Source organism: Nonomuraea sp. NPDC003214, assembly GCF_053590035.1.
Genome location: NZ_JBSFSX010000012.1, coordinates 25,214 through 39,131, shown reverse-complemented (window position 1 = coordinate 39,131; position 13,918 = coordinate 25,214). Strand labels below are relative to the sequence as shown.

Below are 13,918 nucleotides of genomic sequence, written 5' to 3'. Positions count from 1 at the left end.
GATTTGACCATGGGGTCGACCTTGGGAGCCGGGTATGAGCCATCCGCATCCTGATCTTGGCCCTCCTCCGGTGCTGCCGGAAGGCGGCCTGCGCATCGTCGCACTCGGCGGGCTCGGCGAGATCGGCCGCAACATGGCCGTCTTCGAATACGACAGCCGCCTGCTGATCGTCGACTGCGGGGTGCTCTTCCCCGAGCCCGACCAGCCTGGCGTGGACCTGATCCTGCCGGACTTCGAGTACATCAGAGATCGGCTCGACCAGGTCGAGGCCGTGGTGCTGACGCATGCGCACGAAGACCACATCGGAGCGGTCCCGTACCTCCTGCGCGAGCGGCGCGACATTCCGCTCATCGGCTCCAAGCTGACGCTTGCCCTGATCGAGGCCAAGCTCAGCGAGCACCGAATCCAGCCGACCAAGGTCCAGGTCACGGAAGGCGAACGACACTCCTTCGGGCCGTTCGACTGCGAATTCCTGGCGGTCAACCACTCGATCCCCGACGCCCTGGCGGTCGCCATCAGGACGCCCGCCGGCATAGTGCTGCACACCGGCGACTTCCGCATGGACCAGCTGCCGAGCGACGGCCGCCTCACCGACCTGGGCGGATTCGCCCGGCTCGGCAGCGAGGGCGTCGACCTGCTGATGTCCGACTCGACCAACGCCGAGGTGCCGGGGTTCGTCACCAGCGAGCGTGAGATCGCGCCGGTCATCGACGAGGTCATCCGTACGTCGGAGCAGCGCGTCATCGTGGCCAGCTTCGCCTCTCACGTACACCGCATCCAGCAGGTCATGGACGCGGCGGCCAAGCACGGCCGCAAGGTCGCCCTCGTCGGCCGCTCGATGGTGCGCAACATGGGGGTGGCCCGCGATCTCGGCTACCTCAAGGTGCCCCCGGAGCTCATCGTCGACTCCCGCGACATCGAGGCGTGGCCGCCGCAGGACGTGGTGCTGATCTGCACCGGTTCGCAGGGCGAGCCCATGGCCGCGCTGTCGAGGATGGCCAACCGCGACCACCCGATCCGCATCGCGAAGGGCGACACGGTCCTGCTCGCCTCGTCGCTGGTGCCGGGCAACGAGACCGCGGTCAACAAGGTGATCAACGGCCTGTCCCGCTGGGGCGCCCGCGTGGTGCACAAGGGCAACGCCAAGGTGCACGTGTCCGGCCACGCTGCGGCCGGCGAGCTGCTCTACGTGCTCAACCTCACCCGGCCGTCCAACTTCATGCCGGTGCACGGCGAGTGGCGGCACCTGCGGGCGCACGCCAAGCTCGCCGCGCTCACCGGCGTGCCGGACGATCACATCGTCATCGCCGAAGACGGCGTCGTGGTCGACCTGGTCGACGGCCGAGCGAAGATCGTCGGTGCGGTCCACGCCGGGTACGTGTACGTCGACGGGTCGTCGGTGGGAGAGATCACCGACGTCTCGCTGAAGGACCGGCGCATACTGGGTGACGAGGGCTTCATCTCCGTGGTCGTGGTCGTGGACTCCACCACGGGCAAGCTCACGGCCGGACCGGAGATACACGCCCGCGGTTCGGGAATAGACCCTGCGCAGTTCGAGCAGTTCATCCCGCAGATCGAGAAGGCCCTCGAGGAGAAGGCCGCCGACGGGGTGATCGACATGCAGGAGATCCGCCGCGTGGTCCGCCGTACGGTGGGGCGCTGGGTGAGCGACACCTACCGCCGACGCCCGATGATCATCCCAGTGGTGGTCGAGGTCTGACCCGAGGGTCGCCGCAGCCGGCAGATCCGGCTCGAACGAAAGGTGTGGCGGGCGCATCCCAACCCCTCAGCGGGGCCCCGGGAGAGCCCGCCCTCACCCGGGGCCGCGACGGCCGCAGCGCAGCACGTCCCGTGGGGCCACGGTGCTGAAGCATTGCCCAGATCGCATGGTCCTCGCGCCTCCGCCTCGACGCCGGCGTCAGGGGATGCCTCCGTAGCGGCGGAGGAAGCGGTCGACGTATCCGGGGTCGTGCTGGTGCCGGACGAGGTCCGGCGGGAGTTCGTCGGCATCGAGCCGGGCCGTGCGCAGTGCCGACTCGTACGGCGGGGTGAACTGACACAGAAGGTCCCGACCGTAGCGGGACAGTGCCGCCTCCACCTCGCGGGGATCGTCGAGAGGGATGGACAGCCGGTCGGCGAGCATCTCGGCCTGGAGGAAGGCGTCGGTGATCCCGCGGGCGGTGATGGGATCCTTGTTGTGCGCGGCGTCACCCACGAGAGCCCAGCCCGGGCCGTGGGCGCGGCGGAAGAAGTTGGGCTGATCGGCGCAGCAGTACAGGCGGTCCTCCTGGCGGCCGTCGGCCAGTTGCCGCCAAAACTGCTCGCCGTTGCGCCGTAGCCGTCCCTGGTAGAGACGCTCCCGGTCCTGAGGCGCGACAGGCCCGTCCGGGCGGAACTGCAGGGCGATCAGCGTCAGCCCGTCCTGGGTGGGAACGCAGGCGGTGCCGGCCCCGTGGAGGAAGTGCAGCCGCAGGCCCCGATCGGGGATGCCGCTCCAGTAGGTGTAGTAGAAGCAGGTGAGCGCAGGGTCCTGACGCACGTACGGGGCCCGGACCAGGCGAGCCACGGTGGAGTGGCGCCCGTCCGCGCCCACGGTCAGCCGCGCGCGCTCCACCACCTGGCCGCCGCGCCGGCTGCCGTGGCGGACGCCTGCTACGGCCCCGTCCTTCCACACCAGGTCCAGTACGGTCGTCCGCGGCCGGAACTCGGCACCGGCGGCGACGGCGGCCTGCACCAGGAGGTGATCCAGCGTCCTGCGGCGGGGAGCGCACCCGCCCCTGATCGAGCCGAATGCCGGTGCCGGGCCGGACAGGCAGGCGCCGGGCAGGTGAAAGGTGATGCGGGTGATCAACGGGCAGCCGGTGGCGAGGACCTGGTCCAGCACTCCCCACCGGTCCAGCCGGGCCACGCCTGGCTGGTGAATGTAGAGGGTGGACAGGGTGTCGCTGGGGAAGGACATGCGATCCAGCAGCAGAACCTTGTGCCCGGCACGTGCCAGCAGCATCGCGGTGGCCGCTCCCGCGCAGCGCGCACCGACAATGATCACGTCATACATGCCGCGTCCTTTCCGAAACCGACCCGCCAGCCGAAGCAGAAGCCCGGTGCCATGCAGAGACCCGAGGTCGCGCAGAGGGCAGAGGCCACGCCGAGAGCAGATGCCGCGCCGAGGGCCGAAGTCGCGCCCGGTAGGCGAGGGGGCGCGCCGAGGGCCGAAGCCGCGTGCGGCAGGCCAGTGCCGCGCTGAGGGCCGAGGGCGCGCGGCAAGCGAGCGCCGCTCTGCGGGCCGAAGTCACGCGCAGTAGGCGAGGGCCGCGCCGACGGCCGAGGGCGCGCCCGGCGGGCCAGGACCGCGCCGAGGGCCGAGGCCGTGCAGGACGCCCGAAGTCGCGCGCAGCGGGTCAAGGCCGCGCCGAGGGAGCGATCGTGCGAGAACAGTGGCCGCGCGCGGAGCGCCGGGACCTCGCCGGGGGGCGAGATCGTGTAGAGGACCGTGGCCGCGCACGGAGGACCAAGACCGCGCTGAGGCGAGGTCGCATGCGGACGGTCGTGGTCGCACGCGGAAGATCTGGTCGCGCCGAGGGCCGTGGGTCGCGCCCGGCGGGCCAGGACCGCGCTGAGGGCGAGAGCGCGCGCGGAGTCGAGCCAGCTCGCAGGGCCGAGCCAGCGCGCCGAGGTCGGGGCCGCGTGCGGAGGGGCGTGGCCGTGCGCAGAGCGTGGTGGTCGCGCGGAGGGCAACGGTCGCGCGGGGCGACCGGGCCGGGGCTTGGGGCACACCGGTGATCAAGGGTAGGGATGGGGTTCAGGGTTGACGGCTCCTCCATAGGCGGCGAAGCGGGGATGCAGCAGCGGCGGTGCGCTGGGAAGGCACAGGCTCAGCGTGTCGGGCGACCAGACACGGCAGACGGTGAGCCCCAGATGGCGGATGTCGGGCGTGGTGAGGTCAAGGTAGGCAAGCTGCTTGCCGGTCGCGGCGAAGGCGTCGACCAGCCGGCGCGCGCAGCTCCGGGAGTCGGCGGGGCCGTCGGGTGGCAGATCGGCCGCGGCGGTCACGGTATGGGCGGCGAAGCGCTTCTCGATCAGCGCGGCATTGGCCGGGGCGGTGTAGTAGGCGACGTTGTCGTCCAGGTCGAAGAATCGCGTCTTGTCGGCGTGGCCGGTCTCGTCGATGGCCGTCTTGACGGTCATCCAGGTCGCGTAGCGGAACACGGCCACGGCTTCGAGCAGCGCCTTGTACATCGCGTACGCCAGACGCTGGTCGCTGCCCAGACCGGCGACGACGGGCGCGATGGCCGGATTACCGTGACGGTACAGGCAGGCGATGGTGAAACCGGGCAGGTCAGGACTCGGCAGCAGGTGAAACTCCGGGGGCGGGGTGCCACGGGTCCAGTGGTGCTCGATCAGCCGGTCGAGTACGCGCAGGCGGCGGTCGAGCCGTATCTTGACCGACGGCAGCGCTCCGTACCAGTGGCCGACGACGCAATCGAGCTGAACGAGCTCTTCCAGGGCGCCGAGGAGGGCCTTGCCCGGGTCGCTGTGGGCGGCGGTGCCGGTCGTCACGGCGGAGTTGATCCACCGTTCGCCGTCCCGGCGCCGTGGCCGGTAGCCGACGAGGGCGAGTTGCGCTGGCAGCCAGTACGGGGTGTCCGTCGTGAGTGAGTCGGCTGGCAGCCAGCTCATCGGGGTGTCAGCGTCGAACCGCCCGAAGAGGAAGCCGTCGCGGTCGAGTTGTTCGCCGGAGAAGAAGGTCAGGCACTGTTCGGGCGGCAGCGTGGCACGCTCGCGGCTGACCGTCCGGTAGCTGTCGTAGCGCAGCCGCTCGGGATGGTGAGCGAGGTAGGAGTGGTGGCAATAGCGTTCGGCCGATTCTCCCAGCGACTTGATGAGGGGCTCGTCGAGGAGGATGCCGGCGCCGCCGAGGTGGTGCCGCTCGGCGGGGATCGGGGGACCGCCGTTCAGAACGTGCACGCCGGTCAGTTCGGTGCCGGCGATGGCGACGCGCGGCTCGCCGCGAGAGCGGACGCTGAACTTCAGCCGTGGGGTCAGGCCGCACACGGGGTTCAGCATCCGGCGCATCAGCTTCCGGGTGGTCGCGTCGAACGGCAGGGTCCGGCGGCTCAGCCGCGTCTCAGCCATGGAGCCATTCCTTGGCCTGGAAGTAGAGCTCGGGCTCGTCGCGGTGGGCGACGGGCGAGCAGGCTTGGCAGCCGGGCACCTGCAGGACCTCGCTGACGGTGGTCTCCCACGTCGGCAGGTATGTGCCGAACATCTTGCCGCCGGTGAACGAGGCGCCGGTCCGAGCCAGATTGATGGCTTCCAGGGCAAGGTGGGAGCACAGCAGCGCCGACAGCGCGGGCAGGATGGGCGCCTGACCGCCGGACGCCTTGGCCTTGGTGAGCGCGTTCTTGTAGCGGTGGTAGGCCGCGCCGTCGGTGAGGTTCATGGTGACACGCGTCTCCAGGCAGGCGTAGCAGGGGCCCACGCCGGGATGGAAGGTCGGCCCCACGAACAGGAAGGGTCCGTCGATCGCGCCGTGCAGCCATGTCATGCCGGCCTGCAGGGCGATCCTGTTGAACAAGCTCACCGCGGGCGGATCCATTCGCGAGCCGGCCCACACGACGATGTCCTCGCGCCAGGCGGCGAACGCCTCGGCCACCTCGTGCAGCCGCAGCCCGTGGGTGGTCCAGCCGGTGTCGGGATCGTCCAGCACGCCGAGGACGGGATCGGCGCTGGCGTCGGCCACGTCGAGGTGCGGATCGCTGGCCGCGACCAGCCGCGTCACCTGCGCGGCCATCACGGGCTCGCCGATCACTCGTACGGGCCGGGCAGGGGATGGCGGCCCGGCCAGCACGCCCGCGTAGTGGTCGAGGTAGTGATCGAGCGCGGTTGTGGCGCGATCTTCCAAGGCGTCGAGCTCGCGCAGATGGGAGACCAGCTCCGACATCTCCTGCGTGCCGACGCCGATGTCGGCGGCCAGCTCGGTCATGTCGCGGGACCCGTCCAGCCCGTTGACGGCGGAGAACAGCCAGCCGCGCCGGGCCTCGTCGGTGATGGTGTGCGAGGTGGCGTTCCACACGCCGGACCTGAGCTCGACGGTGTCCGGATCATGACCGATGATCGCGAAGGAGCGTTTGACCCGGGGCGTCGGTCCGGCCGTCACGTTGCGCTCCTCGCGATTCGCGGGCGGCCCAGGACGATCAGGTGCAGCAGAGCAGTACGCAGCCCGTCGATGCCGAGCACGGCGTGCGCCTCCTCGTCGTAGTAGGTGGACCAGTCGGTGCCGGCCAGACCGAGCGCGGTCGCGGTCAGGTGCACGTGCTGTGCCATGGCGCCCACCTCGTGCAGCACCAACCGCAGGCCGCGCGGCCCGTACTTGCGCATGGAACGCCACGGCCGGGCGACGAACAGCACCAGCAGTGCCGCGCGGTCGATGGCCAGCAGGTCCGGGTGCTCGCCTGGACCGCAGGCCAGCAGCGCGGTCACCTCCGCCGGGCCGCCGTACCGGTCCAGCGCATCCAGACGGGGCGCATACCGGTACAAACCGGAGTCGAGACCCGTCACGCTCCGCGCGGCCAGGTGCAGTTCGACCGGATACAGGCCGCCACCGCTGGCCACGGCCCGATGCGGCCGCCCGGCCTCGTGCTCGTGGTGCGCTCCGGCCGCCCGCAGCACCGCCGCCGCTTCCGGCAGGGTCACGGGCGCGCCGCTGAAGGATCGGATGCTGCGCCGTGCCGCGAACACGTCGTCCAGCGCTGCCCGGGCGGGCGCCGACGCGGGCAGCTCGACGCGGTGCGCGGCGGGAATGGTTTCCTCGTCGGTGTGGCTCAGCACCTGCATGATCTCGGGGCGAAGATAGTCGGCCACCGAACGTTGCAGCTCACGGTCGTGACGCCTGATCCGGGTCTCGTACAGGAACTGCTCGGCCGCGGACACCTGTCGGGCGAGTCCGAGCTGGGCGTGGCGCGCCTGGTGGGTGTGGAACGCCGTGCTGTCCGGCCAGGCGCTGACCGCACGGTAGAAGTTGGCGCTGAGCGCAGGGCCCAGCCCTGGCGACGGCTCCACTGACGCCTCCCTTCGCGAGGTGGTCCGGCCGGTGCCGCCCCTGGCCGGGGCGGCACCGTCTCTCGTGCTAGTCCTCACTGGTGAGGGCGATGGTGGTGGTGCTGAGCGGGGCGACCAGCAGCCTGTCGTCGTCCGCCTTGATCGGGCGGGCGCTCAGGTCTTCCTTCGCCGTGATGGTGGAGAACATCCTTGCCTCCTCTCGGTGATAGTGGTGGACGCGGCCGGAAGCAGGTGCGCTGCACCGGCCCTGATCCAGCCGCTCGAGGGGGTCGGCGGCCGGACACGTGCGCCCGGATCAGGCATGGCCGATCCGGACGGGCTTGCCATCGGCACGACTCGGGCCGCCCTGCCGCCCTGTCTCGCCCAGCTCGACCCGGGCAACGGCAGAAGCCGGCGCGGACGACGGCGGCATGACGTGAGGTGTTACGAAGCGGAGTGCCGGCATGGCGAGCGCCTCGGCCACTTCATGAACGGCCACTTCATGAGCGAGGCGGGATCTGTCGGCCCCCGGTGTGGTGAACGTGTGGCTCAGGCGCGGTGGCAGCCTCCTTGTAGTGGCTGTTCAGTCCGACACCAGATTTATCGCCCACCTATAGATTACCTATCGTTACTTTAAGTTACTCATCGTAGTCCTCGCTGGTAGGAAGCTATAGCGTGGCCTCTCCCTCCCGAGCCCAACCGACCGGGCGAGCATGACCTTGAAGGAGAGGTCGCAGACGGCCAGGGTGCCGCCGTGGCGTTTCGTCGGGCGCTGGAGTTCGATCACGCCGTAAAGGGTGCGGCATGCGAGGCCTTCGCCACATCGGACCACAGTCCGAACCTCAACATCAGACCCCGGGTTGACGTGCGAAGTCCGGCCTACCGGCTACCTTCATCGCGTGAACGAGTCGCACCCTCTTTTCGCCAGGCGCCTGGCCCGCCGGCAGCTGATCATGCTGGATCTGGCTGCCGGGCTTGGCCTCTCGTTCGTGTTCTTCACGCTGACGGCCTCCGCCGCGGTGCTGCCGCCGTGGGCCCGGATCGTCCTTCCGCTCGGCCTGGGTCTCCCGCTGGCCGTGCGGAGGCTGTGGCCTGTCCCGGTCTTCCTTGTCACGCTGTCGATCGCAATGGTGGCCGTCGTGGTCGACGTCGTGAGCATCGCGTACGTTGCTCCCGCGTATGCGATCTACCTGGTCGCCGTGTCGGAGAACCGCGGCGCCTGGTTCCCGACCTCGGCCATCGGGATGCTCGCGGCGATCACCGGGGCAGCCCTCGTGATGGTCGGGGGCGTGCCTCAGCCAGGGGTGCCGGAGTGGCTGTTGCGCAGTGACACGTTGCTGTTCGGCGTCGCGGCGCTGGGAGGAGCCTGGACGGTGGGGCGCGCCGTGCGCGAGCGGAGGATCTACATGGCGCACGACGCGGAGCGGATCGCGGCTCAGGCGGTGGCGGACGAGCGCCTGCGCATCGCCCGCGAGCTGCACGACGTCGTCACACACAATGTGGGGCTGATCGCCGTGAAGGCCGGTGTAGCCAACCACGTCTTCACCTCCGATCCGGACGAAGCGCATGACGCCCTGCGCGTGATCGAGAGAGCCAGCAGAAGCGCGCTGCGGGAGATGCGGCATTTGCTGGCAGTCCTGCGCTCGGCCGACCCGCCCGCGCGTGGACCCACGCCGGGCCTCAGCGGCCTGGGCGAGTTGGCGGACCAGGCACGACTCTCGGGGGTGGACGTGGATCTCGACGTACGCGTCAGGTCTCGTGAGGCCGGTCGCCCTGACCGCGTGAGTGCGAGAGATCGTCAGCGGCCTGCTGGGCAGGCGGGCCGGCCTGAGGCTGTGGGCGATCTTCGAGACGTGGATGTTGCCAGTGGAGTTCGTGGCAGGCGGGGCGATGACGATGCCGTGGAAGGCGACGATTCTGCAGACGGCGCGGGGGAGAGGCGTGCTAGGGATGGGGTTCCGAGCGGGTCGGGACATGGCGGTGGCGGAGCCGATCCAGCCGAAGGGCGAAGGCTCCCAGAAGGCGTTGAGCTGTCCGTGTACCGGATCGTTCAAGAAGCGCTCACCAATGTGGTGAAGCATGCGGCACCTGCTCGCTGCTGGGTGTCGGTGATCGACGATGGGAGGGCGGTACGCATCGAGGTTCGGGATGACGGTCCGGGGCCGCGGGTGGGGCAGGGGAGCGCTGTGGTGCCGGGGCATGGGCTGATCGGGATGCGGGAGCGGGTCACGATGTACGGGGGCGCGTTCGAGGCCGGCGGGCTTCCGCGGCGCGGGTTCCGGGTGGCGGCCCACCTGCCGTACGGGGCCGCGTCATGATCCGGGTCGTGATCGTCGACGATCAGGCGCTGCTCCGAGGCAGCTTCAGGGTGCTGGTCAACTCCGAGCCCGATCTTGAGGTCGTGGGTGAGGCGGCCACGGGAGTCGAGGCCATTGCGGTCGTCCAGGAGACGCAGCCTGACGTCGTCCTGATGGATGTGCGGATGCCGGAGATGGACGGCATCGAGGCGACCAGGCGTATCAAGGATGTGTCGCGGATCCTCATCGTGACGATGTTCGATATCGACGCTTACGTCTACGATGCGCTGCGGGCCGGGGCGAGCGGGTTCATGCTCAAGGACACGCCGCCGACGGACCTGCTCGCCGCCATCCGGGTCGTGGCCGGTGGCGAGGCGTTGCTTGCGCCGACGGTAACGCGACGGCTGATCGAGGAGTTCGCGCGCACGCCTGCTTTACCGGCGGTTCGCGGGCTGGACGGGGTGACGGAAAGGGAGCGCGAGGTGCTGGCGCTGATCGCGCGTGGTTTGTCCAATGCTGAGATCGCCGACCATCTCCAGGTGACTCTGGCGACGGTCAAGACCCATATCACGCGCCTGCTGGCCAAGTTGGACGCGCGTGATCGGGCGCAACTCGTCATTGCGGCGTACGAGAGCGGGTTGGTGACCGCGGCACGGTGAGATGGCACCTGCGGGATCGGTCACTGGGGTGGGGCTGGCTGTCGTACGTGATCGAGTGGGGCCCACCTTCCTGCGTTCTCCGCTGGCCGGTTATTCGTCGGCTGCGGGGGTGAAGGGCAGGAGCGTTATAGGGGCTGGGTGAGTGTCGGCTGTAGTGGCTGAGTGGTTGTAGGTGGGCATGCGGCGGGGCGATAAGTTCCAGTTTGTGGATGATGTGAGGATCGTTTACCGGAAATACGGCGGCGCGTTGCATTGGAACCATGCGGCGAAGGTTCTGGGCGAGGACGAGTACGGGCTTTGGGTGACGGTGCCGGCCGGGACGGTCGCTCGTAAAGGGGAGGGGCCGCCGGTGGTCTGGGAGAACCACTGCTTGATGCTGTTCCCGCGTGATGCCTGGTGGGCTGCGACTTTCCACTCGCCGCCGCACAAGACTGAGGTCTATGTGGACGTCACCACCGTTCCCGAGTGGCGGGACGGGGAGGTGTCCATGATCGACCTGGATCTCGATGTGATCAGGATGCGGGATGGGCGGTTGATCCTGGATGACGAGGACGAGTTCGCCGAGCATCAGGTCGTACTGGGATATCCGGAAGATGTGATCCGTCGTGCGGAAGAGACCGCCAAGTGGCTGATGGATGAGGTCGGGCGGCGGCAAGGCGTCTTCGGGGGCGCGCATCTGCGCTGGCTGGGCTAGGGATGGGCTGATCTGGTGAGGGCTGGAGCGGGAGCCGCCGCCGAGGGTGGGCTGGTGGCGTGAGCCAGAGCATGAGGGTCTGACGCGAAGCCGCTGGAGGCCCGGGTGGTTACTGGTTGGTTTGGCGGAGGGCGGCCGTCATGGCTGCTAGGCGTTCGGGGCCGGCCAGGCCGGCGTGGTAGAGGTGGATTTCGGAGGCGCCTGCCTTGGTGTAGGTGGTGAGGAGCTCCGCCAGGGCGGTGGCGTCGGCGGGGCGAGGGGGGAGGGCCAGGACGTAGGCACCGACTCGTTGGCCGGGGGTGCAGAGGTCGCGGAGGTGGGACAGGCGGGCAGCGTCCGTTGTGGCATCGCCCCAGCAGTTGCCCACCAGGACGTCGGCTTCGGGCTCGCCGGTGGGGAGTGCGGCGAAGGGGCCGGTGGCCCAGGGGTCCGGGTTCGCGTGCAGGGTGAGGGGGATGTTCGGGGCGACCTCGCGGGCTGTGGCGATCAGGCGGGTGCGGAGCGAGGCGGACAACGAGACGCGGGCGGCGCGAACCTCGTCGGCGAGCGGGCCGAGTGCGGCGTCGATGGGCGAGACGGGGGGTTCCGGGGAGGGGGAAGCTGGGCGTTCTGGGGTGAGGGGTGAGTCTATGGCGGTGCGGATTCTGGCTTGGGTGCCTTCGGGGTAGCGGGGGGTGCAGGCGGTGCAGAAGCAGAGGGACAGCAGGTCGGCGTCGTAGTCCGCGCCGGAGGTCTTCTCGTGTACTCCCTGGTGGGAGAAGCCCATGGGGCCGCAGCCTTCGAGGATGAGGCCGTCCGGTTCGCCGGCCGTCAGCACCTCGTGGACGAGGCGCGAGCAGTAGTCCACGACGTCCTCGAAGGCGGGGCACAGGGCGTACGGGTACGGGTCGCCGAAGGCGTTGCGCACCACCAGGTCGGGGTGGGCGCCGCCTAGGTGGGCGTTGTGGGTCAGGACGGTCCACGCGTGGACGCGGAGGCCGGCGCGGCGCAGGGCGCCCTGGGCGACCAGGTACGCGTCAGGGGAGGTCCAGGAGGGGGCGGCCGGGGTCAGGCGGCCCCAGGCGGCCGGTCGTATCGGCAGGTAGAAGGCCGAGTGGGCAACGTCGAGGATGCGGTGTGCGGGGTGGAAGGGAGTTGCGGCGCGGGTGGAGTGGTAGGAGGCGGCCAGGGCTACCGCCTCGACGCCGAGGGCAGCGAGGCGGTCAGGGGCGGCGGGGTCGCCTGCGATGTCCCAGGGGTAGGCGTAGGCGATCCTCATGGGTCTGGTCTCCTCAGGGTGTGGCGGGTGTTCCTTGATGCGGTGGACTTATGGATTGGGGTGGGTGTCTACGGCTTGGGCGGATGCTTGTCTTCCCGGTGGTGGGGCCGTGGACACCGGGATCGACGGCTTGGGGCGCGGGGCGTCGGTCAGTGCAGCGTGCCGTTCCGGCGAGAACCGCGCTGGCGCGTCGGGACGTGGGGCGTCGGCGACCGCTGGGCATGGCCAACCATGCGGACTTCCGTAACCGTACGCAAGCGCGGGGGCCGTAGCGCTGGTGGTGGCCATACGCGGCGGTGCGGTGAGCGTGCGCGATGGGGCGGCCGTGGGCGTGGTGGTCACTGTTCGCGTGGGGGTGGCCGTGCGGGTGGGGGTGGCCGTGCGCGTGGTGACGGCGCGCGTGGGCGTGGTGGTGACCGTATGCGGCGTGGTGACGGGACGTAGGGCCGGGACCGTATGTGGGGTGGTGACCGAGCGTAGGACCGGGGCCGTATGTGGGGTGGTGACCGAGCGTAGGCCCGTGACCGTACGTGGGGCGGTGATCGGAGGCGGGGTGGTGACTGTGCCTAGGGCGGGGACGGTATGTACGGCGGTGGCCGTGGCGGGGGTGTGGCAGGACGCGGGGTGGTCGCCGTGCGAGGAGGGGACACCAGCCGTGCGTGGGGTGGTGGGTGTGGGCAACGGGGGCTGCCGGGGTTACCAGCGGGGGCGTTGGGCGGTGTAGTCCGGGTTGAAGCGTTGCATGTACGTGGTGTCGTCCCGGGCTGTGATGCCGCACTTCACGTACTGCTCGTGCATCCGTGCGAGGGCGTCGCGGTCGAGTTCGACGCCGAGGCCGGGGGCGGTGGGCACCGGGACGGCGCCGTCGACGAAGCGCAGGGCGCCGGGGGCGACCACGTCCTGCCCGTCCTGCCAGGGGGTGTGGGTGTCGCAGGCGTGGGTGAGGTTGGGGGTGGCGGCGGCGAGGTGGGTCATGGCGGCGAGGCTGATGCCCAGGTGGGAGTTGGAGTGCATGGACAGCTCCAGCCCGAACGTCTCGCACAGCGCGGCGATGTGGGAGGAGCGGACGAGGCCGCCCCAGTAGTGGTGGTCGAGCAGGAGGACGCCGATGGCGCGGGAGGCGATGGCAGGGGGGAGGTGTTCGGGGGTGACGACGCACATGTTGGTGGCGAGCGGCATGGAGACCTGGGCTGCTACCTCCGACATTCCGGGAATGTCCGGGGTGGGGTCTTCCAGGTACTGGAGGATGCCGTCCAGTTCGCGGCCGACCCAGGTGGAGGTCTCCACCGTCCAGGCGGCGTTCGGGTCGAGGCGCAGCGGCACCCCGGGGAACGCCTCGTGCAGTGCCCGGATCGCCGCGACCTCGTCGGCCGGGGGGAAGACGCCGCCCTTGAGTTTGATCGAGCGGAACCCGTACTCCTTGATGAGCAGCGCTGCCTGTTCGACCACGCCCGCCGGGTCGAGGGCCTCGCCGAAGCGGTCCGGTTCGGCGCCGGGGTGGCCGGCCCACTTGTAGAAGAGGTAGGCGCTGTACGGGACGGCGTCGCGGACCCGGCCGCCGAGCAGGTCGACCACGGGCGCGCCCGCTGCCTTGCCGCGGATGTCCAGGCAGGCGACCTCAAAAGCGGCGAACACCCGGTCGACGCTCTTCTCCTTGGTCGCGACGCCGGTCAGGCCGTGCAGGTCGGTTACCGCGTCGCCGACGGTGGCGGCGATCCGCCGGTACATCTCGTTGGTCGCGTGCACGTCCAGGCCGACGAGGGCCTGGGCGCACTCGCGTACTTTCGACAGATGTCCCAGGTCGCCGTACGTCTCGCCGAGGCCGCTGAGGCCCTCGTCGGTGACGATCTCGACCACGGTGCGCAGGGCCCACGGCTCGTGCACCCCTGCGGCGTTCAGCAGGGGCGGGTCCCGGAACGCGACGGGGGTGACGTGGACCTGCGTGATGATCATATGTTCGCCGTCCATGTAT

Annotated in this window: 10 protein-coding genes; 4 read left to right on the top strand and 6 right to left on the bottom strand. The window is 70.1% G+C overall.

The features are described 5' to 3' along the window. The first annotated feature begins 34 nt into the window (after window positions 1-34). On the top strand, window positions 35-1,720 hold the full coding sequence (locus ACWDXC_RS33615; RefSeq protein WP_219503416.1) for a ribonuclease J: 1,686 nt from the start codon (window positions 35-37) through the stop codon (window positions 1,718-1,720). A 198-nt stretch (window positions 1,721-1,918) separates the two neighbouring features. On the opposite strand, the gene ACWDXC_RS33610 is transcribed toward ACWDXC_RS33615, so the two are convergent. The 4 genes from ACWDXC_RS33610 to ACWDXC_RS33595 all read right to left on the bottom strand — a co-directional run bounded on the left by ACWDXC_RS33610 (window position 1,919) and on the right by ACWDXC_RS33595 (window position 7,059). Then, window positions 1,919-3,055, bottom strand: coding sequence for an NAD(P)/FAD-dependent oxidoreductase (locus ACWDXC_RS33610; protein ID WP_449988788.1), 1,137 nt, complete (start codon window positions 3,053-3,055; stop codon window positions 1,919-1,921). 725 nt (window positions 3,056-3,780) lie between these two features. Continuing rightward, window positions 3,781-5,133, bottom strand: a complete 1,353-nt coding sequence (locus ACWDXC_RS33605; protein ID WP_449988785.1) for a YcaO-like family protein — start codon at window positions 5,131-5,133, stop codon at window positions 3,781-3,783. Continuing rightward, window positions 5,126-6,157 (bottom strand): TOMM precursor leader peptide-binding protein, encoded by a 1,032-nt coding sequence (locus ACWDXC_RS33600; protein WP_449988783.1) that lies wholly within the window; start codon window positions 6,155-6,157, stop codon window positions 5,126-5,128. Before ACWDXC_RS33600 ends, ACWDXC_RS33605 begins: the two co-directional genes overlap by 8 nt. Continuing rightward, window positions 6,154-7,059 carry a SagB/ThcOx family dehydrogenase gene (locus ACWDXC_RS33595; RefSeq protein ID WP_449988780.1) on the bottom strand — a complete coding sequence of 302 codons (906 nt, stop codon included), beginning with the start codon at window positions 7,057-7,059 and terminating at the stop codon, window positions 6,154-6,156. The genes ACWDXC_RS33600 and ACWDXC_RS33595 overlap by 4 nt, the downstream gene beginning before the upstream one ends. An 878-nt stretch (window positions 7,060-7,937) precedes the next feature. Between ACWDXC_RS33595 and ACWDXC_RS33590 the strand changes: the two genes are divergently transcribed. From ACWDXC_RS33590 to ACWDXC_RS33580, 3 genes are all read left to right on the top strand, one after another. Beyond that, complete coding sequence (locus ACWDXC_RS33590; protein ID WP_449988777.1) at window positions 7,938-9,356, top strand: sensor histidine kinase; 1,419 nt, start codon at window positions 7,938-7,940, stop codon at window positions 9,354-9,356. Then, window positions 9,353-9,994 (top strand): response regulator, encoded by a 642-nt coding sequence (locus tag ACWDXC_RS33585; RefSeq protein WP_219503400.1) that lies wholly within the window; start codon window positions 9,353-9,355, stop codon window positions 9,992-9,994. The genes ACWDXC_RS33590 and ACWDXC_RS33585 overlap by 4 nt, the downstream gene beginning before the upstream one ends. A 205-nt stretch (window positions 9,995-10,199) precedes the next feature. After that, complete coding sequence (locus tag ACWDXC_RS33580) at window positions 10,200-10,688, top strand: DUF402 domain-containing protein (RefSeq protein ID WP_449988774.1); 489 nt, start codon at window positions 10,200-10,202, stop codon at window positions 10,686-10,688. Window positions 10,689-10,797: 109 nt separating this feature from the next. On the opposite strand, the gene ACWDXC_RS33575 is transcribed toward ACWDXC_RS33580, so the two are convergent. Beyond that, window positions 10,798-11,946 carry a hypothetical protein gene (locus ACWDXC_RS33575; RefSeq protein ID WP_449988771.1) on the bottom strand — a complete coding sequence of 383 codons (1,149 nt, stop codon included), beginning with the start codon at window positions 11,944-11,946 and terminating at the stop codon, window positions 10,798-10,800. A 696-nt stretch (window positions 11,947-12,642) separates the two neighbouring features. Further along, window positions 12,643-13,914, bottom strand: a complete 1,272-nt coding sequence (locus ACWDXC_RS33570) for a glucarate dehydratase family protein (RefSeq protein ID WP_449988768.1) — start codon at window positions 13,912-13,914, stop codon at window positions 12,643-12,645. Between the last annotated feature and the right edge of the window lie 4 nt (window positions 13,915-13,918).